Consider the following 26,013-nt stretch of genomic DNA (forward strand, 5'->3'; position numbering starts at 1 on the left):
ACCTGTAAATTCAGTCGGCTTGTACGGTTTCAGGCGTGATGCCAGCTTGACGATATTGTTTGTAACGTTCCCGGGCTTGCGCTTTTAACGACGCTTCTGCCGGAACAAATTCGATTACACGCGCAAAACGCCGGGCAAATTCCGGCATGTTGTCGGTTAAATTGATTAACACCTGACGACTTTGTCGTGGTGCTTGCCAGCCAATCTCAATGGGTGCGCCACGCGCGGGGCCTTCACCACTGAGGTTATGCGGCACAAAACGTTCCGCATCAAACTGCCAGAGTAATTCGTCTAGCTGTTCGGCCATGTGTTGGTCGGCAGTATATACAAAAACGCGTTGATTGGCGCGGTACAAATCGGCACAAAGCTGACAAGCAAAAGCAAAATGAGCTGGCGCAGGCGACAGCTCATTCAGAGTGGCGGTGTGTTCAGCTGAGCCATCAGGCTCAGCCAGCACATAAAACGTAACAGTCATTAATGATCCTGATTGTTGCCCGTACGGTTAATCAGGAACTGCGTTAATAACGCGACCGGACGACCGGTAGAGCCTTTATCTTTACCGCCACTACGCCAAGCAGTTCCAGCAATATCAAGGTGTGCCCAGTTATATTTGCGGGTAAAGCGAGACAGGAAGCAGGCTGCAGTAATAGTACCGGCTGCACGGCCACCTAAGTTACTGAAGTCGGCAAAAGGGCTTTCCAGTTGATCTTGATATTCATCCCACAGCGGTAAACGCCAAGCACGGTCACCGCTTTGCTCTGAAGCATTGAGGATTTCATGGGCAAGCGGGTTGTGGTTACTCAGTAAGCCAGAAGCGTGTTTGCCCAGTGCAATCACACAAGCACCGGTTAAGGTGGCCACATCAATCACCAGCTCAGGATCAAAGCGTTCAACGTAAGTGAGTGCATCACACAATACTAAACGGCCTTCGGCGTCGGTATTTAATACTTCAACCGTTTGCCCAGACATCGTAGTAAGAATATCACCCGGCCGATAAGCATTGGCATCCGGCATGTTTTCAGCGGCGGCTAGCACCGCCACGATATTAATCGGCAATTGTAAGTTGATCACGGCGTGCATGGTACCAAACACAGAGGCGGCGCCGCACATATCAAACTTCATTTCGTCCATGCCATCGCCCGGTTTTAAGCTAATACCACCCGAGTCGAAGGTTAAACCTTTACCAATTAATACCACAGGCGCGCTGTCGTTACCGGCACCATTGTATTTAATTACCGACATACGTGGCTGGTTAACCGAACCGCGGCCAACCGCTAAGTAAGAGTTCATCCCAAGGGCGCTCATTTCCTCTACACCCAGTACTTCAACACTGACTTTGTCAGACAGGCTTTGTAAGGCAGAGGCCTGTTCCGCAAGGTACACCGGTGTGCAGATATTCGGAGGCATGTTGCCCACGTCTTTACATTGTTTGATACCGGCAGCAATGGCTAAACCATGGTCTACTGCACGTTCACCAATGGTCAGATCGCGACGGGTGGGTACGTTAAACACAATTTTACGCAGCGGGCGGCGTGTTTCATCTTTTTTGCTTTTTAAACGATCAAACACATAGAGGCAATCTTGTGTGGTTTCAACGGCATGACGCACTTTCCAGTAGGTATCACGGCCTTTCACATGCAATTCAGATAAAAAGCAGACGGCTTCCATTGAACCGGTTTCGTTCAAGGTGCTGATGGTTTTGGCGATAATTTGCCGATACTGGCGCTCGTCTAGCTCACGCTCTTTACCACAGCCCACTAATAGCACTCGCTCGCTTAGTACATTCGGAACATGGTGCAGTAACAGCATCTGCCCTGGTTTGCCTTCTAAATCACCACGGCGAAGCAAATTGCTGATATAGCCTTCGCTGATTTTATCTAATTGCTCTGCTACTGCAGAGAGGCGACGCGGTTCATAGACACCAACAACGATGCAAGCACTACGTTGTTTTTCGGGACTTCCGCTTTTTACGCTGAACTCCATGTTTACTCCTGATTCTAAGAGACTATGCTACTATAAGTCGCTAATTAAAGTACTGCGGGCAGTAGCAGACTACAAAGTGATAATGAATTTTACCGAGAATAAATAAAAAAGCTCGGATTTTAAGCCGCTTTGCCCGATAATAATTGCTATAAATACCAAGTTTACTGAAAAATGACCAGCTTTCCAGTGAAAAGACAGGTTTTTAGGGGGCATTTTGATTATTTTTCGTTATCTGATTGGTGAAGTTTTTCGCTCTCAGTTAGCTGTCTTTCTAATTTTGACCACCATCATCATTAGCCAACGTTTTGTGAAGATTTTGGCTGATGCCTCTGAGGGTGAAATACCGGGCCAATTGGTCATGAGTATTGTTGCGCTGAAATTGCCGCAATTAGCGGTGATTATCCTGCCGTTGAGTGCCTTTTTAGGCATTTTAGTCGCTTATGGCCGCATTTATGCCGATAGTGAAATGACGGTGTTGCATGCTACCGGCGTTAGTGAATGGTATATCACTCGTCTCACTTTATTGTTATCGCTCGTGATGGCGCTGTTAGCCGGTGCGGTAACGCTGTATCTGAGCCCATGGGCTACAGAGCAAGAATACACCTTGCTGGAACGAGCTGAATCGGATGCAGGACTTTTTTCGTTGGTGCCGGGTCGTTTTCAGCATACCTCAAATGAAAAAGCCGTGATTTTTGTGCAAGATGTCAGTCGTTCGGGTAATGCGCTATCTAAGGTGTTTGTGGCGCAAAGCAGTGATAATCCAGCAAACCCTGGCCATGCCATTGTTTATGCACAAAGCGGTGCAGTAAAAGAAGATCCGCAAACCGGCGCGCAGATGTTGCAGTTGCAACAAGGCCGTCGCTATGCCGGTGATAGCCAAACTGCGGCATACGAGATCACCGAGTTTGGCAGTTACCTGATGCAAATTCGTGAACAAGAAGTAGAACAGCGCCGCCGTAAATTAGGCAGTCTTAGCACCCCAGCGTTATTACAAGAAAATAACGCCGAAGCGGCTGCCGAATGGCATTGGCGCATTGCTATCCCATTGTCTATTCCGATCCTTACGCTCATTGCTGTGCCCTTAGCACGAGTTAATCCACGCCAAGGCAAGTTTGGCCGTTTACTGCCAGCCTTATTACTTTATTTAGGCTATTACGCCTTGATGATTATTGCGCGCTCGGCAATTGAAGATGGCAAAATACCCGCAGAGTGGGGTATGTGGTGGTTACATCTACTTGGGCTGACGGTGGGTACCGTGTTAATTTTACGCAACCGCTCCAGTGCTCAGCGGGTTCGAGCATGGCTAGCAGGACGTTAAGATGCTGAAAATTCTCGATCTCTATATTGGCCGCACTATTTTAATGACCAGTGTGTTAACACTAACAGTGTTAATTGGTTTGTCCTCCATGTTTCGTTTTATCGATCAAATGCGCTCTATTGGTCGCGGTTACTACGATATGGTGCATGCCGCCTTGTTTACTTTGTACAGCGTACCGGGTGATGTGGTGATTTTCTTTCCAATGGCAGCACTGATTGGCGGGTTAATTGGCCTAGGTATGTTGGCCAGTAACAGCGAATTAGTGGTGATGCAGGCGGCGGGTTTATCGCGTTTAAATATTATCAGTTCGGTGATGAAGTCAGCGGTATTGATGGTGTTAGTGATGATGGCTATTGCAGAATGGGGCGCGCCGGTGAGTGATCGTGCGGCACGAGAGCTGCGCATAAAAGCGATTTCTGACGGTAACTTATTTGCTGCCCGCCAAGGCGTTTGGGCGAAAGATGGAGATAGTTTCGTTAATATCAAAGAAGTCGATGATGTTGGTAACTTGCAAGAATTAACTATTTACCAATTTGACGAAAACCTGGCTTTGCAGCAAAAAATTACGGCAATCAGTGCGGTATACATCGAAGATGCTTGGCGTTTACAGCAGGTTACCGCGTTAAATTTTACGTCTGAGCAAATTATTCGCGTTGAAGCAGAAAGCCAACGTTGGCGTTCCACCCTTACCCCTGAAAAACTCGGCGTGGTAACGGTTAAGCCTGAAATGCTATCGCTGCAAGGTTTAATGGAGTATGTCGATTATTTGCAGCAAAATGGCCAAGACGCCAGCCGTTACCAATTAGCCTATTGGCGTAAGGTACTGCAGCCGGTTACGGTGGGGGCTATGTTGTTATTGGCTTTATCGTTTATATTTGGTCCGCTACGTAGCGTTACCATGGCCGCGCGGGTGTTATTGGGGATCTTAACGGGCTTTGGCTTTTACATGAGTAATGAAGTGTTCGGGCCTTTAGCGCTCGTCTATCAACTACCGCCCTTAGCCGGTGCAGCGATACCCAGTTTATTGTTTATCGGGATCTCGCTGTACTTTATGCGCCAAAAAGTTTAACGCGCTGTGTCGTGCAGATTCAGTGCTTTGCTTTGCTCTTTGGTTAATACGATCATTTGTGTGCCCGTAAACTGATCTTGCAGAGCCAAACCTTTACCCCAACGCAACCATAACCAAATATTTCCTAAGCCGCCTAGCGATAACAAGGCACGACTTAACGCTTGTAGCAGCGATAAAGGTGCGCCAGCATCTGTTACCAATAACATGCGCCAAGCGCGCATGCCTAAGGTTTGCCCCGCTTTAGACCAAAAGTACACATAAAAGCCTAATATGATGGCAACAAAATAGCCAAGGTAGACCCAGCGACGCCAACTGCTATTTAAATAATCGGCAATGTCAACATAGCCTTCAATCGACACAACGGCACCCCATACCAGCAGTTGCACCAACAACATGGCGACCCCTGCTGCCAGCATCACCAACGCGCACAAGATTAAAACATCATAAATAATCGCAGAGAGACGACGGGCAAAGCCCGCTCTTGGCGCATTAGCGTACATATAAGGTTTCCTTTTAAGCTGAAGTTGCAAGTTTAGCATGACACTGAAAGCAAGCTAAAGACGCGCGTTTATTTAGTCGGTCGCTTTTTAGCGAGTGTGCACAGATGAACGGCTTTTTACCGAGCCTTGCGCTGACAAGAACGCATCAGCCGCCAGTGACACTTAAGTGTATGTTGGCGTGCAATCTTTAGGATGCTTAGTCACTTGGTTATATTCTTGCTGTAAAAATAAGCAAATGCATCAGGCTTATACAATAAACCGCATAAAGCACTTGCACAGTCAGCCGCGCATCGTATAATGCGATTACTTTGATTTAAAGCGTTGCACAAGTTAATCAACTTTACAGCACTCTTTTAAATTAGGTTTTTAACTTTTGGAACGTCTACATTTCAAAAGTTTTGAAAACAGTTGCCAAGCTGCATACTGTTTGCAAGTCCTCTCAATGCCTGGGTGGCGAAATCGGTAGACGCAGCGGATTCAAAATGCAACGCGTCTTCGCAAAAGGTAGACTTAACTCTTTGAATAGTTTAGAGTTAAAGAAATAAGAGCTCGTAAAAAAGCTTGTAAAGTTTTGTAAAGGTCTGTAGCTACACTAGATACAGATAAAAAAAGTCCTCTCAATGCCTGGGTGGCGAAATTGGTAGACGCAGTGGATTCAAAATCCACCGTTGGCGACAACGTGCCGGTTCGAGTCCGGCCCTAGGCACCATATATTTCCTAACTTTCACGTTTAAAAAAATGCTGTTCTTGTTAACACGACCAATTGACTTTATGTACCCTAAATGACAAGTTTACACTATTGGCATTGAGTACTTTATTTAAAGTTTCGGAATATAAGACCATTTGGGTCTTGATACCAAGGATAGTAGAGTGGCATTAAACGAAGCAGATACTTGTCGAGTATATGTAACGCCAAAAATCATTGAGTCTGGTTGGCAAAAAAATCCTAGCGTCATAACTGAACAGTACACATTTACTGATGGTCGCGTTCAGTTCAAGGGCAGCAAAGTTCAGCGTGGAGAGCAAAAGCGAGCTGATTATTTACTTAAGTACACTCGCGATTTTCCTATAGCTGTTGTCGAGGCAAAACCTGAAAGTAGCCCTGTAGGGCAAGGAATACAACAGGCAAAAGATTACGCAGAAATCTTAGGGCTAAAGTTTGCTTATTCAACTAATGGTCATGAGATCTTAGAATTTGACTACACCACTGGTGAAGAGCAATTGTTGTCGCGCTTTCCAACCCCTGATGAATTATTCAAGCGGCTTTGCGGCGATGAAGGTTTAAAGGATGAAGATCTTGATACTTTATTGTCTCCTTACCACCATGTTTCTGGATATTCCCCTCGTTACTACCAACAAATTGCCATAAACCGTGCAGTACAGTCGGTACTTCAAGGTAAAAAGCGCTCATTAATTACTATGGCAACGGGTACGGGTAAGACAGTCGTCGCTTTTCAAATTTGTTGGAAGCTGTGGAGTGCTCGCTGGAATCGCACGGGAGACTATAGAAAGCCACGCATTCTATTTTTGGCAGATAGAAATGTGTTGGTTGATGATCCAAAGGATAAAACATTTACCCCGTTTGGTGATGCAAGACACAAAATTGAAGGCGGCAGAGTTGTTAAAAGTCGTGAAATTTATTTTGCCATTTATCAATCGATTGCAAGTGATGAGCGCCGTCCCGGTTTATATAAGGAATTTCCGCAAGACTTTTTTGATCTAATCATTATCGATGAATGTCATCGAGGCAGTGCGCGCGATAACAGTAACTGGCGCGAAATTCTGGAGTATTTTGAGCCTGCCTTCCAAATAGGTATGACAGCTACTCCGCTGCGTGAAGATAACCGCGATACTTATCGTTATTTTGGCAATCCAATCTACACCTATAGTTTGCGCCAAGGTATTGATGACGGATTTCTTGCACCATATCGCGTACACAGAGTCATTTCGGAAGTCGATGCTGCAGGTTGGCGACCGAGCAAAGGTGATGTTGACCGCTTTGGGCGAGAAATCCCAGATGGTGAATACCACACCAAGGACTTTGAGCGGGTTATTGCGTTAAAGGCTCGAACAGATGCGTTTGCTAAGCATTTAACTGACTTTATGAAGCGAACCGATCGCTTTGCAAAAACGATAGTGTTTTGTGTCGACCAAGAACACGCTGATGAAATGCGTCGGGCACTTAATAACTTAAATTCTGACCTTGCACGCAAGCACCCTGATTACGTTGCTCGAGTCACATCCGAAGAAGGAAAAATTGGCAAAGGGCACCTCAGTCGTTTTCAAGAGCTGGAAACCAGTACACCAGTGATACTGACCACTTCACAGCTATTAACAACGGGGGTAGATGCGCCAACCTGTAAAAATGTTGTGCTTGCGCGTGTTGTGAACTCAATGAGTGAGTTCAAGCAAATTGTTGGCCGTGGTACTCGCCTACGAGAAGATTACGGCAAGTTGTGGTTCAACATCATTGATTATACCGGCTCCGCCACACAAAATTTTGCTGATCCTGACTTTGACGGTTACCCAGAAATTGAAAATGAAGTGGTGATTGATGAAGATGGTGAAGAAGTGGTTGATGACACTTTAACACCAGATAGTGAAGAGTTAGAAGTTGCTGAAGAGGCGGGTGAATACGAAGTGAACACTGAAGGTGAAGGCGCTGATGATGAAGAGCACGAACCGAGAAAGTACTACGTAGACGGTGGCAGCGTTAAAATCACGTCTCATTTAGTCTATGAGCTAGATGAAGACGGTAAACAGCTTCGAATCATCCAATATACCGACTACACTGCAGAAAAGGTAAAGACCCTCTTTTCCTCACTGGACGAACTAAAAGATAGCTGGGCTAATCCGCTAAAGCGAGAAGAGATCATTCTCGAATTACAAGAACGAGGGATCCAGTTTGATGATTTAGTGGCAGAGTCGGGTAAAGCCGATGCAGATCCATTGGATTTACTTTGTCACATAGCATTTAACGTTCCGCTGCGAACCAGAAAAGAGCGCGCTGACTACTTGAAGAAAAACAAACCGGACTTTTTTGATCAGTACGGCCCAGAAGCCCGCGCGATCTTAACGTCTTTACTGGACAAATATACCGACCACGGCCCTAAGCAATTCAGTATTCCGGATTCGCTACAGGTACCGCCCATTTCTGAATATGGCAATGTGATGGAAATAGCCAATCTCTTTGGCGGCGCATTGCAAATGAAAACCGCCGTGGACCAATTACAAACACTGCTCTATAGCCAGCAATAATAGAAGTGACAACACGATTTATGGCAAGAACAAAGAAAGCAGATCAGCCGATGACCACCGCCCAGCAATTGGGTGCGATTGTTAAATCGTCTCGGAAAATAATGCGTAAAGACAAAGGCTTAAATGGCGACCTCGATCGGTTGCCAATGTTAACTTGGATAATGTTTCTGAAGTTTCTCGATGACTTAGAGCAAATGCGAGAAACCGAAGCTGTATTAGAAGGAAAAAGCTTCCAGCCCGCCATAGAAGCGCCATACCGCTGGCGCGACTGGGCTGCAACGGAAGGAGGCATAACTGGCGACGAGCTTATTGCTTTTATTAATAATGATGAAGCAATGCGACCAGATGGCACGCGTGGCATTGGTTTGTTTGCCTACTTGCGTAGCCTACAAGGAAACAATGGAGGTGACCGACGTGATGTTATCGCGACAGTGTTTAAAGGCTTGCAGAACCGCATGATCAATGGCTATTTGTTACGTGATGTAATCGACAAAATAAATGGTATTCACTTCAACTCATCAGAAGAAATGCATACCTTAAGCCGCTTATACGAAACCATGTTGCGTGAAATGCGCGATGCCGCGGGTGACTCTGGTGAGTTTTATACCCCGCGCCCAGTGGTTCGTTTTATGGTTGAAGTAATGAATCCGCAGTTGGGTGAATCAGTGCTAGACCCTGCCTGTGGCACGGGTGGATTTTTAGTTGAAGCTTTCGAACACCTCGAGCGTCAATGTAAAACGGTTGAAGACCGCGAGGTATTGCAAGAGAAAAGCATCTTTGGTGGTGAGGCCAAGTCGTTGCCTTACCTTCTTGTTCAAATGAACCTATTATTGCATGGTTTGGAATACCCAAGAATTGACTCAGAAAACAGTCTTCGTTTCCCATTACGAGAGATTGGGGACAAAGATCGTGTAGATGTGATTCTAAGCAATCCACCTTTTGGAGGTGAGGAAGAAAAAGGTATTCTTGGTAACTTTCCTGAAGACATGCAAACCGCCGAAACGGTTCAGCTTTTTCTACAGCTTATAATGCGAAAACTTAAGCGGAAAGTAAATGGGTCAGAATCCGGAGGCCGTGCAGCTGTTGTCGTTCCAGAAAGCGTATTGTATGACGGTGGGGTTGCGCAGCGAGTACGCAAACAACTACTCAGTGATTTCAACCTACACACTGTTATCCGTTTGCCTAAGGGGGTATTTGAGCCGTATTCTGATATCCAATCGAACATACTTTTTTTTGATCGAAACGGACCTACACAAGGTGTTTGGTTCTATCAGCACGAAGTACCGGCTGAGCGCAGGGGAATGAAGAATCCCTGCTACACCGTAACAAATGCTTTGAAAGAAGAGGAGATGGCAGAAATCCGGGTTTGGTACGAAAGCCCTTGTGAAAGTGAATACTCTTGGTTTGTCCCGTTTGAAGATATTGAGAGGAAAGATTTTTCTTTTGATTTTCGAAATCCGCGTAAGGAACAAAAGGAGTTAAAAGGTCCAGAACATTTGCAACAAGCTTTATCGAGTTATTTATCAGAAATTGAAGGTAGCAATGCTCATCTGCAAGCTCAATTTGAGACAATAAGAAATATAGATAAGAAGTCATGGAATGAATTTAAGATAGGTGATTTTTTAATTCGTTCTAAAAATAGTATTGAGTTAGAGGATGATGTTGATTACAAACAAATAACAGTAAAGTTGTATGGGAAAGGAGCAGTGCTTAGGCAAGTTATCCTTGGAAAGGATATTAAAACAAAATCTCAGTTTATAGCGCAAAGTGGCCAACTGATCATGAGCCGTATTGATGCAAGAAATGGAGCATTTGCTATCGTACCTTTTGATTTAGATGGAGCTGTTGTTACCCAAGATTTTCCATTATTCGATATTAGAAAGGATGTCATATTACCTGAGTTCTTGGCTTTTTTACTTCGTTCCAAAGAGTTTACCTATGCATGCCAGCATGCTAGTAAAGGAACAACTAATAGAAAAAGATTGAAGGAGGAGCTTTTCCTGGGTGAAACTCTACCTCTTCCATCAATTTCGGAGCAGAAGATTATCGTGGATTACAATATGAAGCTTAATGAACTCGCCAATTTGGTACGTGATTTTTCTGATTGTTGTAATGAATCAACAACACAGTTGGCAGATTATTTTTTAAACACTAACAATAAAGTTTAAAGAGAAACTATTAGTGCAGATGCCCTTTGCTCAGCTTTCTTATGACGCTAGTACCCAGCCTGTGATTGCTCATGGTTTGTCTTATCATGACGATCAAGTAAGTGAGATGCTTGCTGGCCCCGTAAAGCATATTTTGCAAGATACCACAGGAAATAATGAGCTTCAGGAGTTACTTGGCAGTGTCGTAAGCACTGAATTTGAGCAAGAGGGTTTACGTCTAGCGTTAACCGATGAAACGGTGCCAGATAATTGGCGAGTTGGCGAGGCGATTGCCGAAGCCTTTGTGGCGAATAAGGGCAATTGTGTTTTTCCGTGGCCAACAGGGCGTGATCTTAAAAATCCGAACGCAAGTCCTGCTGGATGTGATTTGACAGGGTTTCAGCTTGTCGATGATGCTGAGTTTCCTTACCGTTTTGCGTTTGGTGAAGTAAAAACGTCTGAAGAGAATAAGGCGCCGCCAAGCGTGATGGCCAGCTTAGGCACCCAACTTTTTGGGCTTCGAGATAATCGCAAAACAAAAGATGCACTTTTACGTTATTTAGGGCTCCATTCGGTACTAGCACCATGGGAACAGATGTTTAAAAGTGCGGCCAAGCGATATTTAAGCTCGAATACAAAAGACATTGCTGTTTATGGTGTTTTGGTGCGAGATATTGCTCCAAGCGCTTCTGATATTGTAGGCCGAGCGAAAGCACTGGCGGCTGATTGTCCAGTGCAAACTGATATTGAAATCTATGCTTTATACCTTCCCCTTAACATGATTAGTACCCTGTCTGCTCGTGCTCAAGCGGCTATGCAGGAGGCGTCATGACGCTTTCACAAGAGCACTTACTACAGGTAGATCAGCATTGGGCTGTTCAGTCCATTAGTGCTGAACGGCGTGATACAGCTATGGAAATGGCTGAACGGCGCCTGGTTGATGTGGCGCTGGGTAATCTACTTGAACATGCTGCAACTGAGTTTGACAGCGACTTGTTGGAGCAAGTAGCGACGGCGTATGAGTTGGCCGCGATCGAAGGCATTGGCGCTTTGTTGCACCCAGTAGCCAATCAGGACAATAAAAATATTCGTGAGCTTGCACAAGCTGGCGCGTTTCGAGCGTTTGGGCTTTATCGTGTATTACCCGTACCGAGTGACAATGAGGCGCGCTTGTTTCATGTGTTGCATGTGTCGGGTTTGGCGTACTGCGCCGATCGCTGGACGGATTTACGTCGATGGTTTAAAGAGCAACACAATACAGTAGCAGTACCCAGTGTTGCTGGTGTTACTTGGGATAAGCGTCTGCTTTACCGAATTTTTGATTGTTGGTTGCGACTGCTACGCAAAAACCGCTGGGACGACTTAGATCAGATTTCAGAGATTGTGCTTGGTTTACGAAACGATCAAGCAAACTACGAAAAAGCGTTACTAGAACAAACCCAAGGTGCAGAGGCACAAAGCATAGCCATGCGTTTAGTGGCGCTTTATCACTGGGCCAAAGCAACAGAGCGTTTAGCTGTGTACATGCTACAAGGCGAACCGGTAGCGATAGATGCGCAATTAGATCAGCATTTTGAAGCGGCGCAAAAAGCGGCTCAAGCCTCTAAAGACCCGCAACTTGAAATGATTTTACGCTGGTTACATGTCGCAAGCCGAAAAATGGTCGCAGGCTCGTTATGGTGGGTGGCGCATACGGTTAACTCCCGTGTGACACGCTTTGTTTCCCATGTGACTAAGAACAAGAGCTTATTTGAGCTGTTACCGCCGCAACGAGCTGCACTTCAAGAGCAAGGTTTACTAGACCAAGCCAGCAGAGCGGTAATTGTTGATTTGCCCACATCAGGCGGTAAAACTGCGTTGGCACAGTTCCGCATGTTGCAAGCACTTAATCAATTTGATCAGGATGATGGTTGGGTGGCCTATGTTGCACCAACTCGCGCCTTGGTTTCTCAAATTACCCGAAGATTACGTGAAGATTTTGGCCCTTTAGGTATACAAGTGGAGCCGTTAACTGGCGCGATTGAAGTCGATTCTTTTGAAGAGGCGCTTTTGGGTGAAGCACGTGCTTTTCAGGTTTTGGTTGCGACACCTGAGAAACTTCAATTGGTGATGAGGAATAAAAAAGTCGCTCGACCATTGGCTTTGGTTGTAATGGATGAAGCTCACAATATTGAAGATGAGTCTCGTGGCTTGCGTATTGAGCTTCTGCTTGCAACGATTAAGCAAGAATCACCTCGGGCGAACTTCTTACTCTTGATGCCATTTGTTCCGAATGCTAAAGATTTAGCTCAATGGCTAGCTGCTGATCGTGGCCGAAGCATCAGCTTGGGCACCTCTGCTTGGCAACCTAATGAGAGAATTGTTGGTCTATTTGATATTAATAAAGGTGAAAAAGCTGGTGATTGGAATTTAAGTTTTGAAACGTTGACTACCACTCAACGGACTATTCAACTTAAGGGAATGCATAAAGTAGATGGTAATAGGCCTCTGCAAAAACTGAATTATACAAACGCAAAGGGCATAACGACACAAGCTGTCGCTATGGCTAAGGTGTTCTCTAAGCGTGGCACCAGTATTGCTGTAGCGCAGACGATTCCAGATGCTTGGAGTATTGCTCGTAAAGTTGCCGCAGAGCTTGAACCTTTTGTTCAGGTACACGAAGACATTAAACTGGTTCAGCGTTTTCTTGCTGCTGAGATTAGTGAAGACTTTGAGCTAATTGATATGCTGTCAAAAGGTGTTGTTGTGCATCATGCAGGTTTACCTGCTGAGGCGCTTTCATTAATCGAGTGGCTTACAGAAGCAGGCCATATTCGAGTGATGTGTGCAACGACAACCATTGCACAAGGTCTTAATTTCCCTGTTTCATCTGTTTTTCTTGCGACGAGAAAATTGCCTTACGGCAATGAAATGTCACATCGGGCATTTTGGAACCTCGCGGGTCGAGCTGGGCGTATCGGCCATGATAGCGTAGGCGTAATCGGTATTGCAGCAGGTGCACAGCCGAATGAGATCCGGAAATATGTTAGTGATGCAACCGCATCGTTAGTTTCCCGATTGGAAGGGATGCTGGATGATCTTCAAGCTGCGGGGGAATTAGCAAACTTATCTTGGATTATGCAGCAAGAACAATGGGCAGACTTCAGAAGCTATATCGCTCATTTATGGAATGAAAAACGTAACTTGGACGCTGTAATTGGTGAAGCAGAACAATTACTGCGAAATACCTACGGGTTTGGTTCTCTTCGCGCTAAAGCTGATAAAGCCTCGCAAGAGAAAGCTGACGCACTTCTTGAGGCTACCAAAGGATATGTTAGAAAGTTAGCTGAGCATCCAGAAAATGCTTCGTTGGCTGATGTTACCGGCTTCTCCCCAGAGGGCGTTCGTTCAACATTGTTGGATTTGAATAACCTTGAAAACAAATTAACGCTTGCAGATTGGGAACCTTCGAGCCTATTTGGCGATAAATCAAAGTCTGTGTTACCAAGTTTAATGGGGATTATGTTGCGGGTTCCGCAATTACAAGAGAGCTTGCGAGAGATCAGTAAAGGCGAAGGGAATAGTCATCGTAAACTTGCTGACATTACTCAGGCTTGGGTGACGGGCAGCTCTATCGAATACATAGCCAAGACATACTTTAAAGGTGAGAACCTGACAGACCAAATTTCGAAAGCCTGTAAAGCTGTCTATAGAGATTTGGCTAACAATGGCGCTTGGGGACTGTCGGCATTAAGCAAAATGCCAACTTCAGGGCTTGATTTTGAAGCCATGACAGACGAAGAAAAGCGCAGATTAAATAACCTTCCGGCAATGCTGTACCACGGCGTAAAAACTGAGGAAGCTGTGTTGATGCGAATGAATAGTGTTCCTAGAAGTATTGCTGAGCGAGTCGGAGATGATTTCAGGGCGAAAATAGTCAGCCAAAAAGATATAGTTTTATCCTCTCGTAAAGCCAGTGAATATTTAAAGTTACTAAAAACTGATGATTGGGATAGGTTAAAGCCAGCAAATTCGAGATTGTCTGGAGAGGACTATCTTAGAGTGTGGAAGAAGTTATCAGGAGAAATTTGAGTTAATTTTAATTCGTTAATTCAATATTTTATTTGGTTTGAAAAACGGACACTAAATTATTTATGGCAGTAAAAATCGCTTGGGCAATAAATGCTGAAGGTAAATATTGCCACATTAAGCAGGTCGAAAATGGAAAAGCTTGTAACTGCCACTGCGTTGACTGCGGTGAACCACTAATTGCTTACAACTCAGAATCGTCATCGAAAACAGAATATTTTGGACATGAGCAAGGCTCTGTGTGTCAGGGCGAATCAGTCCTTCATAAGGTAGCGAAATCCATTCTTTCAGACTTTGCATCTGAAAATCAAAGCATTCTTTTGCCTGGATATTATGGCTCTTCCTCGGGAGCTGATTGCATGGGAAACGAAATTATATCAACTTACTATGAATTAGAACCTCGTATTAAAATTTGCAGAGCAGAAGCTGAAGTAAGATTCGGCAATATTATTATCGACTCTGTAATAGCAGATGCTTCAGGTCGTCAAGTTGGCATTGAAATTTATGTTACCAATGCAAAATCTAACGAGGATAAAAAGAAGTTTGCGCAACTCGATTTTGAGGTTGTTGAAATTGACATAAGTAAGGTGGCTTGGAACGTTGAACTAGAAGAGCTACGTAGCTTATTAATTCGGAAGGCAAATCGAAGTTGGGTTAATGATGCGTTTGTCAAAGCAAGGTGTTACGAAGTATCTAAACAGAAGCTACCAAAGCTAATTGAGCAAAAAAACGCAAAGATATACGGCACTTTCAAATTCGAGATTGATAACTTACTTCGCAATTCGTCCCGTTCAGAGCTTCCGTTAAAACCTATGAAGTCAAACAAATTCACGCTTTTGGATGGCAAAGATCTTACTGTTTCAAAAAATGTTGCAGTGTCGAGGATTAGAAATGTTTTGTTTAACGAAACTGGGGACCATGCGACAGCTGAAGCAGATATCATAGTCGATGGTAACTATGCCAAAAGACAAGTTGTGCCCGTGATCTTCAGTATTAACGGGGTAAAACCAAAATCAAAAATCCCGAAGTTGTTTTATCAGTTAATTTTCAACGAAGAAGTCGAAGTTTTGGAGTTTAAATCCTATTTGCGTGGTATCGATAAATGGCAAGATGCTTTGAAGAAGATAGCGAAATACGAAGTGTCGGTCGCAAACGCAAAGATTCAAGACGAAAGAGCAGAAAAACAAGGTTTTCTAAATAACCTGTCTAGCCGACCTTGCGACATTAACTTTTTGTTGTGTGAGCGTTATTCAGTCAACTTGAAACCGGCAGATTTTGATGAAGATGGCTGGAATATGCCTGCTAAACTTTGGGCTCTATTCTTTTGTGAATTTATATTACCTAACTACCAAGGACGAGCATGTAGCCCTGCTGAAGCGGCAAGTGATCAAATAATTGAGGATTATTTGAACTTAAAATCGAGTAGGGTAGCACGAGCTAAGAGGGCACAGAGGATTCGGGAGCTGCTTCTGTATCTGTACAAAGTTGAGCTTGTTAGAGCTTTGGACGATAACAAGTTTTATATTCCCTCAGAGCTAGAAGCATTCCCAAAAATTTCAAAGTTACTCAATAGCGTGTACAAAAGCTGTTGGCTCGAACCAATACATTTAAGTTTCTACGAAAGTTAAGTGCTTGCCTGAAGATCAAGCAAGCGTCTTTTTAAGGAGTTTGCAGTTTGTTGATTTGAGTTATCGCAGAACGATAATCAATGCCTAGCCACTGACAGAGCTCCAAAAACTCCAGAATATCCAAACCCCGAATACCTTGCTCAATCTTGCCAAAGTAGCTATGCGGTAAGCCGCTAATCGCTGCCATGTCGCGCATGGTGAGACCTTTATCCTTTCGCTGTTCACGCAGCCAATTGCCGAGTGCAATACGCTTTGGGCTGGCTTTTAAATGAGCTTCGCCCCGTTTTGGTTTGTATGCTTCCATTAGCTTACCTCCACCTCAAAAACCCCCATATCCAGCCAGTAGGTTAAAAAGTTATCTTCCCACATAGGGTAGATTTCTCTGGCGGTTTCGATTGGGTAGTAGCCGGTCATATCCTGAAAGGTGCCAGCGATAAACTCGAAGTCCAAAGACTTCACCAGCTCTGCGCAATCGCCGATACCTGCATAGCAAAAGTCGGTGATGTAGCAGATGTCATAACGGCCACTGGTGCCGGTAAGTAGGATTTCTACCGGATGGTAGCCGCCATCTTCTGCACTGTATTTCGGGTCCCGAAAGTTCACGCAGACAAACTCTGCTAATGGCTCTCGGTGTGGCTCGATGGCTTTAATAAGTGCATCGATAAATCGCTTTGAAACAGGCAAAGCTAAGCCCTCGTACTGAATACGCATAATGTTTACTCCTGAATAGGTGAGGTGTTTACTTAAAAATATGAGCGTGGGTTTGTCGCATACTGGTGTGTTGGTTAAGGCCGATAATCACATGGTCCAGCACGGTGATATTTAAGATGTTGCCAATCTCGATGACCCGCTCGGTAAAGCGCACATCGGCCTGGCTTGGCTCACTTAACCCAGATGGGTGATTGTGAATTAGGATAACCGCCTTTAAGTTTAAAATGACTGCCGTGCGTAGCAGCTCAACAGGCCTTGTGCTGATTGCATCGGCAGTGCCTTTTGCCACCACTTCAAAGCAATTCACTTCGTGCTGTGAGGTGAGGTTCACCACGATAAACACTTCTTTGGTTTCATGCTTTAGGTAGTCAAAAAGCTTGCCTATGACTTCAGGGCTGTTGGCTGTTTTACCGGTAATGTCACAGTCCACTTCTTTAAAACGGTAGGTTAGTTCTATTTCTCGCAGGGTTGCCATAATGCACCTCCAAAACCTGCTAAACGTTTTTTAACCTGATTGAATGAATTGGCCGGCATAGTGACCGGCCATGTCGTATCACTTTTTATCCGTGGTTTTGGCTTTAGGCGGTTTCGGAGGTTTTGCCGGTGACAGTTGTAATATCTGTGCATCCAGCTCACCACTTTCTACCGCCTTGATGATGGTACTGATAACAGTCGGTAAGTCTTCTTTCTTACCGACATCGATTGCCGCTTTGCCCTTTTCCAGCTCCAGCGTTTTAAGGCCGACTTTGATTTCAAAGTAGTAGTGCTCGTTGTCATCAAAGTACCAGGGGCGGACCGCTTTGCGTGTGCGTACGGTTTTGCGCTCGCCGGTTTCGGGGTCTTTCACTTTTTTATCTTTGTAGGCTTCATAAGCCTGCCCATCTAACATGGCCTGCGCCATCGCCTGCTGCTCATCCAGCTTCTCAATCAGTTTTAGGCGCTTGCCTAAGATAGGTGGTTTGGGCTCAATTTTTGGGCGAGCGATAACCTTGAGCGAACTCAATATAGACATAGTGTGTTTTCCTTATGGTGTTGGCTTAGTGGCTATTGCACAAAGCCGATGGGGGTTTTAGGTTGCTTGCGGTTGTTTTCATCGGTCAGCACGGCAAGCGCTAACTGACGATGTTCGTGCGCTGCGCTAAAGCGCAAACGACGGGTTAAAAGTGCAAAATCACCGGGTGTTAATCTGCTGAGCAAACTTAGCTGCGCAGTCTCTAACGTCGATAGCTGTGGAACGCTCACAGTGCGCTTGTACAGCGTTAAAACTTGCTGCGTGCTCAAGTAGTCACACTGCAGCTTGAAGTCAAAGCGGCGCAATATGGCGCTATCCAATGCCGTTTCGAAATTAGTTGCAGCGAATAGCGGGTAGCTAAAGCACTCAAGTTGCGCCAGCAGTTCGTTAACCACTTGCCGTTCGTGGTGCATGTTTAGCCGCTCCCGGCTGGTGAGCAGGCTATCGACTTCATCAAGCAGTAACATTTGGTTGTTGCGGTGCGCTTGTTGAAACAACCTGGCGATTTGTTTCTCCGAGCCGCCGACATACTTACTCAGCACATCCGAGCTTAATACCCGCTTTAGCTCACGTTTATGCTGCGCGGCCAGGTGATGCGCCAGCGCGGTTTTACCTGTACCCGGTGGGCCACTTATCAACACCCGTATAGGTGCGTTATTAGCAACGGCATGATTAATCTGTTTTAGCACAGAACCGGACTCTTTGATGTTCAGTAGCGACATATCAAACGCCAGCTCTGCCTGATAGCGCATACTGTCATCCCATAAGTCGCAGGCCGTCAGGCTGTTTTCTATCACATCCTCTATTATACCTTGCGCCATACTACGCTTAACACCAAGCGTTCTGGCAACATGGGATGCGTTGGCTAACAGTGCCGGTGTCAGGTTCGGGGTTTTACTCAGCTGAACATGAAACTCACTGCTGATGCCTAAGCCTTTAAACTCAGCACGGCTTATTTTCTCCAGCACTTCGTCTTTCGGTGCATTAACCGGCATCACCAATTTAAAGCGGCGAATGTAGCTGTGCTCTAACTGGTCAACGTAGTTAGTAATCCAAATAGTCGGCACCGCGTTTTGCTCCAACAGACGATGCACTGACTCTTTGGAGTAATGCGTATCCGCGCTATAGAATAGGCTTTCGCATTCATCGACCAATAGCATCATGGCACTGCCGCCCATCAAGCTTTGCAGCATGGTGATGTACTGAATACGCTGGGTGTCTGAGCTTTTTGCGCCAAACTCGTTAGATAAAAAGCCTTCGTCCATGCGCATGTTGCGGGCTTCATAAAGCGGTATAGACAGACTTTGCGCCAGCACTTTGGCAAGGGCCGTTTTACCACTACCGGCCTCACCATAAAGCAGAATATTAACGCCGCTAAGCTTCTGAATGATGACTTCTGCCAGATACCCTTGAAGCAGCGCTACATCGACATAGCTAAAATCATCCGTGGTTAATTCAATCGCCGAGCTTGGGCAGAGTACATGCTGCAATAGCTGCGCTTTACTCTCGATATCCTCATTGGTCAGCACATAGAGCATACTGGCCGGTATCGTGATGTCCTGTAGCTCATTCAAGTAGCTGTCAACAATCAAAATGCCGTTTTGCTGCATGACAGACAAACCAACACTCACATCATTAGCGCTTAAGCCGGACACGTTACATAGCAGCTTTTCCAGTGCCTTTTCTTCAAAGTAACCGCCAACAAAATCCACCAGCTGATTAAGACCCTGATTGATATTAATCAGCACTAAAAAGCCTAGGGCAGGGCCAAAGGCTGCATCAACGCCAAACAGGGTGCATAGTGTGGCCAGGTTCTGCTCTACTCGGGCAGTAAGTTCAGGCGCAGCATCAGCAATATTTAGGTGCTTAAGCGCAGTAGCCGTAGTCAGCTCAACCTGGCTATCAAACGCATGGCCGCTGATACGCTTTATAATGGCGCGACTAACATTTGTCATCGCCAAGTCTACATCTATCAAGCTAATCACGTTTCTGGCGTAAAACGCTGCTAAGTAATGACAAGGCAGCGGTGTATTAGGCGGGGTTATCATGCTTGCCTCCGGCAATATCATAGTTAAGTGCCGTTGCCGCTTGCTGCATAAACTGCATATCGCGCTTGTCATAAATGGTTGTGGTGGTAATCGACGCATGACCGGCCATCTGCCGTACCGTATTAAGGTCGATATTCTGCTCTAGCAAGCGCGTAATAAAGGTGCGGCGTAAATCATGCGGTGATGCATTCTCAACACCGATGTGCTGTAACTTATCTTTGATGAGCCTGTACACCAGCCAAACGCTTAAGGCTTTGGCCGGTTTGACGCTGCCGTTTATCAACATAGAGCAAAACAGATAGCCAGGCTGCATAGAGCGCAGTTTCAGCCAGCTTTGCAGATAGTTTAGGCACCATTTGGGCAAGAATACGGTGCGGGATTTATTGCCTTTACCGTTACGAACTATCAGCGTTTGCATGTTCAAATCGACATCTTTTAGCTCTAGCGCTACCAGCTCACTGCGACGAAGACCAGTACCAAGCAATACCGCAAATAGCGCTATATTGCGCTTACCCACTGCTGATGTTGACCGCTCCAGAAGTGTAAACAGTGCCTGAACCTGTTGCTTTGTCAGCGCAGTGCCGGGGTACTCGGCATGTTTAAGCTTACTTAAACTACTTAGCTGATTTAGCTGCTCGCTATCGGCAAGCTTCATCATGACGGCAACTTTGACAATACTGCGAATAGCGACTTGCGCCCGGTTAATCGAGCGTGACGCCCAGCCTGCATGCTGCAACATAGCGCGGATCTGCAGCATGTCCTGATAGTTGATTCGGTGAAAGCGTGATTCATCTTCAACCGGCCAGTTCATGACTTTGGCGATACTGCGAAGCTGTGACGCAATTGACGTTCTGCTATTAGCCGACAGTCTGCTCAGGTAAAGCGAATACGGCGAAGCTGTACTCATAGAGCACCTCGTTAGATAGTGATAATCAGATTGAAATAGAGTGAGAAAGGGAGCGCAAAAAAGAGCGCTACACTATGGTAGCGCTGGTGTTGATGGAATTGCGAGCTGTATTTTTGACACGGTTAATTCGTTAACCTAACGCTCAAATGTGAAGATTTCGCTTACCAATTGATTGAGAACTTTTTTCTGCTCTTTCTTAAACCATGTCTGGTTGATATGCATTTTGAATTTCTCAATGTTATTAAACATGGCTTTAATCTGCCCGTTGCGCATGGTTTTACTTAATTTAGGTTTTTTCTTTAACATCTCTTTTGTCATTGGCTTGCCGTTCTTTTTGAGCTTTTTGGACTCTGACATAAGCGTCTTGATGACACCTTTTTTTAAAAAGTCGGTATGACAAGTTGGATACTCCAAGTAAATCAGAGGAGAATAGAATGTCTTCGCCCGGAATAAAGACGACAATGTATTTAGGTCACGTAGCTTAAGCTCCTTGCCGTTGTTACCCTGGGGCATCATTACCCATTCCAGCCTGACCAATTCAAAGGGATTACTATTAGGACCCGCTAAACCTGCTACGTGTCGTTGACGCTTACTCAGTTGTTTTGCGATCTTGTTGTAAATTACAACACGAGTTTTGTTGCGAGTCCCTATGTAGAAGGTTTGACCAATACCATCCTCAGGATCTTTAGGCAGTGCAAAGTATTTCCTAACATTACTTTGGGCAACACACAACATTGGCGCAGGTATTCCAATAAAATCCAAAGCGAGGTCAACTCGAGTTACGTTAGCCGCATCTAATGTCAGTTCTAGGTCTTGAAACACGCCAGTGTCATTCAAGTTACTAAAAATATCGTTAATCTGCCCCTCATTGAACCTCGCCGGGTTAAAAGAGAAACGCAGAGCCTTACGCTTACTTTTGCGAGCCGCGATCTTCGAGCCATACGAAAAATAAACTGGTTCCGATTTAGAGCCATCAGCGTTTAGTAGCCTGATGCGATAGGTACGAAGATAATAATTGCGTACCTTAGCTTCTGCTTTGTACGCTTTGTGGTTGCCAGTATCCATGACAGCATGTAACCCATAATCTTCAAGGTTATTTCCATCCAAAAGCTCATGAATTCTTCGCAGTTCTTTTTTACTCGCTGGGGCAGTAAAGTTGATTGAATCAATAACGGGTATTAACCCCCATTTCGCAGGAGTTGCGATTTGGCTGCGCAGTAATGTGTCATAGGCATATAGGTGGTCAATTCCTAATTCCGGGCGCTGAGGCTCTGCACTGTATGACATCTTAAGTGCATTCAGCTCAAATGCTGGAATGGGGTTTTCAGAAATGACACTTTGAAAATCTTCAATTGAAATGCCTTTGTTCATTGAGTGCCGAAAGGCACCCAATAAACTTTGTAGGTCTTCAAAGCGTTCTACGTCAATCGATTTAGCATTAAAAACTGGCATTTTAGTTCTCCAACAAATCTGTATTAATTGCCCAGTACACTGTCGGACGGCCACCGTCTTGTGTAGCAGCTGGCTTTAACTGATAAGCAAGTTTGTAGTCCTTAAGGACATTTAATAGCTCTTCGACTGACGTTGAGGCTTTAAAACCGCGCCACTCATTTTTGGCAATCTGGCTAGCTGTAAATTTTTCCTTTGCAAACTTTGAAAACATAATTCGATTAAGCAGCTCCAATGCACGTTTCTCTTGAGTGACCTCGTTGAAACCAAAAGCAATTTTAAAGTGCTCTTCATTCAGTTCAGCGTACCTAGCGGCAAGTTTGATATCCTCAGACTCAATAATAAGGTCCTTAAAACCGCGGTTCCGAATGAACGCATTAGCTGCAGCAATTGAAACAATAAACGAAAGGCGCTTGCCAAATAGACCCTTGAGTATTGTGTGGGTTTGTTTGTCATTAATCCGCGTACCAAAATGGTTTTTCAGTGAGCTCAGTTCTTGTTGTGCTGCTTTCGTTAGTTCGATCTCAAAGCGCTTTTCAGGATGGGTAGTTAAATTGGTCAACACTTTGTTCCAAGTCTCGAAATTCTTTTCCACCTGACTAGCGTTCAGAGTGATCTTTTGCTCAGAAACCGTATTTTCATAAGCAATAATCGGGAAGCGCTGAATTAGGCCGTCATTGACCGAAATAACAATTTTGGAAATAACTTCAGGTTGTACTGCACCAAGAATACTCAAGCGTTTACCGGCAGTGTCAAATTCATGATGAGCATTTTCGTAATTTTCAATACTGTTGCCATCCATGAGGCCGATGTAGAACTCTTTTGTAGGATCCCCTGCTTTTTGTGTTAACTTCAGTAAATCGCCAGCTTCTTCATGGACCATTAGCAGTGGATCATCAGTTTTTGAGACCTTACGAACAAGCGATGCTAGAGTACACTTGCTAATGATGAAGTTCTTGCGGCTGACAGTATTCTCGGCCTGAGAAAGTATTGAGCGAGCTTCCGCTTCGAATTCCATAGCTTTTTTTGGATCCTCGGCACGAATCTTTTGAGCTTGTTCGAGTTTTTTCCTAGCCTCCTTTCGCTGGATTTTCTCTTTTTCGGTATCAAATATTGTTTTCTCAGAGCCTTGTTTTTTAGCTTTACTAATTAAGTCACGGGCTCGTTCAAGAACTTTCTGAAATACCGGTGATTTATTAGTGCTGGGTTCACCCACTATTAATCCAGAGACATTTACTTCAACATTATACGAGCCGTAAGCAGTTGCTACCCGAACAAGTAGAAAGCGAGATAACAAGTTACAAAGTACGATGTAAAGCGCAGCCGCTGCAAAAGACAACTTTGACTCTGACAGTGCTGTTATCGCCATAGTAAAACGGAAAAGTAACGATGGCATATGTTGTTCAGAAACCTTTTCTGGTCTCGGAATAGTTGCCATTTCTAAAGCGTTAAGGTTGTGTTCTGCAATGTCTTTATCACTCGGCCCGTCATCCCGCAAGGTATTGGGTACCTCCTTAAAGAAGCGACTTTTAATCTTCGGTTTTTTCTTTTTAGACGAAGAGCCGGACGATGCCTTTTCAAGAGCAGCTTTGTAGTCTGGGCGTGTAAAAATGCCCGGTTTAGCTGAGCTATCTGCTTTAGGCATTTTCTTCTGCTTCTCATCAGTGCCTATTTGACGTGTTTTTGCCTTGCCTTTTACAGCTTCTAGTTTTTGGCGCTTAGATTGCTGGCGCTGTAAACTGCTTGATACTTTACGTTTCTTGCTCATTATCATGTACTCCTAAGCCTTCTTAGGCTTTCCAAAATTGCTGGTTGGTCTTGCCGAACGTTTCGTCCTGCACTGCTGTGAAGACCCAACAATTGTCTCAACCGGTATAACTTCCACCTAGGCAGCACCAAATGACACATTTAAAAGTGCTGTAGGCCAGTATCTACAAGGCTTGCAGCGTGTTTTTGAGCTCATGGGAATATTCAGTTTTTCAAAGGTTTTTTTGAGCCTGATTTAATGGAAATCCATATTTATCAGGGCTTGCAGAGGTGATGTATGTTGATTTATTTTTTGAGTTAACGCTGTTTTTTAGGTCTTAATTGAAAAATCAGGTTATTATTTTTGCGGTTTAAAATTTTTTATGAAAAATCATCCTTTCATAGATTTCTAAAAGTTCATTAATAATCATGGCTTTATTGGGCTTTTGCGGCTAAAGGTTTAACACAAATGAATAAGCAGCATGAAAAAGCACTACCGGAAATACCCCCAAAACCGGCTGATACTGAGAATAAAAAAATAAATACACCCCGAATAAAGAGGCTAAAAAATGTCAAGTTGGCGACTAAAGAGAACCCGACGGTGGTGGTTCCAGAATCGGTTGACCGGCCTCTTTTGCGAGCCGCGCTTAAGGATTCATTTCTTGCCCGAAATTTGGAGCTGGATAAAGGTAAGGAAATTGACTTTACAAAGCGAACATCGAGAGGTTTTGACTACTTTCAGATGAATGTACTTTTTAACAAGTCTCTCACCGTAGCCGACGTAAAATTAGCTATTTATCTTCACAATGTGTTTGTTATGGATGACGAAATTAATTTTAGAGGACTTGTTTTTGTTGTAAGGCCCATTGCCACATATATGGAGCTATCGAGAGCTTACGGGGAGCTGGGAGGAGTCTACATAAGAGATAATTATCATTCTAAAGAGGCTACGTTTTACAAAGAGGAAGTAGACTTTTACCACTTGATTGACTATGCAAAAAATTTAGTTGGTTCTGATAGCTCAACTGTTTTAACTAAAACACTACAAAGACTACATGACTATGGCTATATTACTGTTACCGACATAACCCCTGAAACTCAAGCTATACCAATCCCAAGTAAGACTAAAAAACCAGATTCTAATAGACGTGTGAGACTAAAGCATATAAGGCTATGTAAGTGGATGGTATATAACAAAGTGTTCTGGCAGCTAGAAGGTATGTAAGTTGATACACTAAGCTACTAAGCTACTAAGCTACTAAGCTACTAAGCTACTAAGCTACTAATTTACATATTACCTATTAGTATTAATGCTAAGTTTTACATTAGCCCATTATCATACAATGATATAAGAAAGCGTTGTATTATTACGTATGGTTATAATGTTGCTATAACTGCATTTCCAGTCTGATTTATGACGTTTTTCACAGTGGTTTCTAAACTTTCACCAGGGTCCCCGCTTTGGGTAATAGGTTTTGACAGTTTTGACAGTTTTGACAGTAATAATTGCTTTAAGAACATTAATTATCCTGCTCAATTAAGATGGCGTTGTTCAAAGCATTAAAAGTACTCGGTTTATCTATCTGTATTGCCATCAAGTCATAGGGTATATGTGGCTGCAGTAGTGGGTCAAACTCGGTTGGGTCAGTAATGCTTTCATCCAGCCATTGGTTCACAAATGCCATGTCTAGCGGCAGTAATAGTGGTGATGCCTTACTATGAATGTGCATCAGCTTGGGGTGTGGCGGCAGGGTAATTACTGAACACGACAACGCAGTCTCGCCGGTATCTTTATTGATCCACTCTCTGCAAAGGCCACCGAGTAATATCGCACCATCTTTAGCAACAAGGTCATGGTAGTGCAGAGGCTTGTTGTTCACATACTCAGTTTCACCAAAGCCCTTAGCTGCAATAACACACCGGCTATGGCGGTATGCTTGGTATCCAGCTGAACCCTTAACATTTAGCTTGTCATAGCGGGTGTTAAACGAAGTGTACTTGGAGGGCTTAAAGCCAATAGTGGATGGTTCAAGTAACAGCCACCAAATAGCATTGTCCATTCTACGGACGCCATCTTTCTGCCTGACAATACTGACCTGATTTGAAGCCCTGATAAACCTGCTAAATATTTGGCTCTCAGGGAACAGTTGGATCTGCAGACCTTCACAC

The 26,013-nt window shown here is 44.5% G+C and carries 20 protein-coding genes and 1 tRNA gene; 9 read left to right on the forward strand and 12 right to left on the reverse strand.

The window, feature by feature from the left end:
• Positions 1-10: 10 nt before the first annotated feature.
• Together JAO78_RS12855 and pepA are read right to left on the reverse strand one after the other, a co-directional pair.
• A complete protein-coding gene (locus JAO78_RS12855; RefSeq protein ID WP_226751764.1) occupies positions 11-475 on the reverse strand; it encodes a DNA polymerase III subunit chi in 465 nt (154 codons plus the stop codon).
• Entirely contained in the window at positions 475-1,983 is a 1,509-nt protein-coding gene (gene pepA / locus JAO78_RS12860; protein ID WP_226751765.1) for a leucyl aminopeptidase, read from the reverse strand. The genes JAO78_RS12855 and pepA overlap by 1 nt, the downstream gene beginning before the upstream one ends.
• Before the next feature lie 214 nt (positions 1,984-2,197).
• Between pepA and lptF the strand changes: the two genes are divergently transcribed.
• On the forward strand, positions 2,198-3,301 hold the full coding sequence (gene lptF / locus JAO78_RS12865) for an LPS export ABC transporter permease LptF (RefSeq protein ID WP_226751766.1): 1,104 nt from the start codon (positions 2,198-2,200) through the stop codon (positions 3,299-3,301).
• Position 3,302: 1 nt separating this feature from the next.
• Positions 3,303-4,370: an LPS export ABC transporter permease LptG gene (lptG, locus tag JAO78_RS12870; RefSeq protein ID WP_226751767.1), complete on the forward strand. Its 1,068-nt coding sequence runs from the start codon at positions 3,303-3,305 to the stop codon at positions 4,368-4,370.
• Here the strand turns inward: lptG and JAO78_RS12875 are convergent.
• Positions 4,367-4,870, reverse strand: a complete 504-nt coding sequence (locus JAO78_RS12875) for an RDD family protein (RefSeq protein WP_226751768.1) — start codon at positions 4,868-4,870, stop codon at positions 4,367-4,369. The two genes, lptG and JAO78_RS12875, sit on opposite strands and share 4 nt — an antisense overlap.
• Positions 4,871-5,492: 622 nt before the next feature.
• On the opposite strand from JAO78_RS12875, the gene JAO78_RS12880 reads away from it, so the two are divergent.
• The 6 genes from JAO78_RS12880 (at position 5,493) to JAO78_RS12905 (ending at position 15,971) form a co-directional block, all read left to right on the forward strand.
• Positions 5,493-5,579: transfer RNA gene (locus tag JAO78_RS12880), tRNA-Leu, on the forward strand.
• Between the two features lie 161 nt (positions 5,580-5,740).
• Positions 5,741-8,128 carry an EcoAI/FtnUII family type I restriction enzme subunit R gene (hsdR, locus tag JAO78_RS12885; protein WP_226751769.1) on the forward strand — a complete coding sequence of 796 codons (2,388 nt, stop codon included), beginning with the start codon at positions 5,741-5,743 and terminating at the stop codon, positions 8,126-8,128.
• Between the two features lie 20 nt (positions 8,129-8,148).
• A complete protein-coding gene (locus tag JAO78_RS12890; protein WP_226751770.1) occupies positions 8,149-10,296 on the forward strand; it encodes an N-6 DNA methylase in 2,148 nt (715 codons plus the stop codon).
• A gap of 133 nt (positions 10,297-10,429) precedes the next feature.
• Positions 10,430-11,107 (forward strand): hypothetical protein, encoded by a 678-nt coding sequence (locus tag JAO78_RS12895; RefSeq protein WP_226751771.1) that lies wholly within the window; start codon positions 10,430-10,432, stop codon positions 11,105-11,107.
• 191 nt (positions 11,108-11,298) lie between these two features.
• Positions 11,299-14,346, forward strand: coding sequence for a DEAD/DEAH box helicase (locus JAO78_RS12900; RefSeq protein ID WP_226751772.1), 3,048 nt, complete (start codon positions 11,299-11,301; stop codon positions 14,344-14,346).
• Between the two features lie 62 nt (positions 14,347-14,408).
• Positions 14,409-15,971 carry a hypothetical protein gene (locus JAO78_RS12905; protein WP_226751773.1) on the forward strand — a complete coding sequence of 521 codons (1,563 nt, stop codon included), beginning with the start codon at positions 14,409-14,411 and terminating at the stop codon, positions 15,969-15,971.
• Between the two features lie 31 nt (positions 15,972-16,002).
• On the opposite strand, the gene JAO78_RS12910 is transcribed toward JAO78_RS12905, so the two are convergent.
• The 8 genes from JAO78_RS12910 to JAO78_RS12945 form a co-directional block, all read right to left on the reverse strand.
• Positions 16,003-16,275 carry a helix-turn-helix domain-containing protein gene (locus tag JAO78_RS12910; RefSeq protein WP_226751774.1) on the reverse strand — a complete coding sequence of 91 codons (273 nt, stop codon included), beginning with the start codon at positions 16,273-16,275 and terminating at the stop codon, positions 16,003-16,005.
• A complete protein-coding gene (locus JAO78_RS12915) occupies positions 16,275-16,682 on the reverse strand; it encodes a DUF2787 family protein (protein WP_226751775.1) in 408 nt (135 codons plus the stop codon). Before JAO78_RS12915 ends, JAO78_RS12910 begins: the two co-directional genes overlap by 1 nt.
• 28 nt (positions 16,683-16,710) lie before the next feature.
• Positions 16,711-17,157, reverse strand: coding sequence for a JAB domain-containing protein (locus tag JAO78_RS12920; RefSeq protein ID WP_226751776.1), 447 nt, complete (start codon positions 17,155-17,157; stop codon positions 16,711-16,713).
• A 78-nt stretch (positions 17,158-17,235) separates the two neighbouring features.
• Complete coding sequence (locus JAO78_RS12925; RefSeq protein WP_134059267.1) at positions 17,236-17,694, reverse strand: DUF6641 family protein; 459 nt, start codon at positions 17,692-17,694, stop codon at positions 17,236-17,238.
• A 32-nt stretch (positions 17,695-17,726) separates the two neighbouring features.
• Positions 17,727-19,742 carry an AAA family ATPase gene (locus JAO78_RS12930; protein WP_226751777.1) on the reverse strand — a complete coding sequence of 672 codons (2,016 nt, stop codon included), beginning with the start codon at positions 19,740-19,742 and terminating at the stop codon, positions 17,727-17,729.
• On the reverse strand, positions 19,726-20,649 hold the full coding sequence (locus tag JAO78_RS12935; protein ID WP_226751778.1) for a tyrosine-type recombinase/integrase: 924 nt from the start codon (positions 20,647-20,649) through the stop codon (positions 19,726-19,728). The genes JAO78_RS12930 and JAO78_RS12935 overlap by 17 nt, the downstream gene beginning before the upstream one ends.
• A gap of 135 nt (positions 20,650-20,784) precedes the next feature.
• Positions 20,785-22,101: a replication initiation factor domain-containing protein gene (locus JAO78_RS12940; RefSeq protein WP_226751779.1), complete on the reverse strand. Its 1,317-nt coding sequence runs from the start codon at positions 22,099-22,101 to the stop codon at positions 20,785-20,787.
• Between the two features lies 1 nt (position 22,102).
• Complete coding sequence (locus tag JAO78_RS12945; RefSeq protein WP_226751780.1) at positions 22,103-23,866, reverse strand: DUF3987 domain-containing protein; 1,764 nt, start codon at positions 23,864-23,866, stop codon at positions 22,103-22,105.
• 447 nt (positions 23,867-24,313) lie between these two features.
• On the opposite strand from JAO78_RS12945, the gene JAO78_RS12950 reads away from it, so the two are divergent.
• Positions 24,314-25,069 (forward strand): hypothetical protein, encoded by a 756-nt coding sequence (locus JAO78_RS12950; RefSeq protein ID WP_226751781.1) that lies wholly within the window; start codon positions 24,314-24,316, stop codon positions 25,067-25,069.
• A gap of 295 nt (positions 25,070-25,364) precedes the next feature.
• On the opposite strand, the gene JAO78_RS12955 is transcribed toward JAO78_RS12950, so the two are convergent.
• On the reverse strand, positions 25,365-26,013 hold a 649-nt coding region (locus tag JAO78_RS12955), incomplete at its 5' end, for an SOS response-associated peptidase family protein (RefSeq protein ID WP_226751782.1).

Source organism: Alishewanella maricola, from assembly GCF_016343785.1.
In the GTDB taxonomy this organism is placed as follows: domain Bacteria; phylum Pseudomonadota; class Gammaproteobacteria; order Enterobacterales; family Alteromonadaceae; genus Alishewanella; species Alishewanella maricola.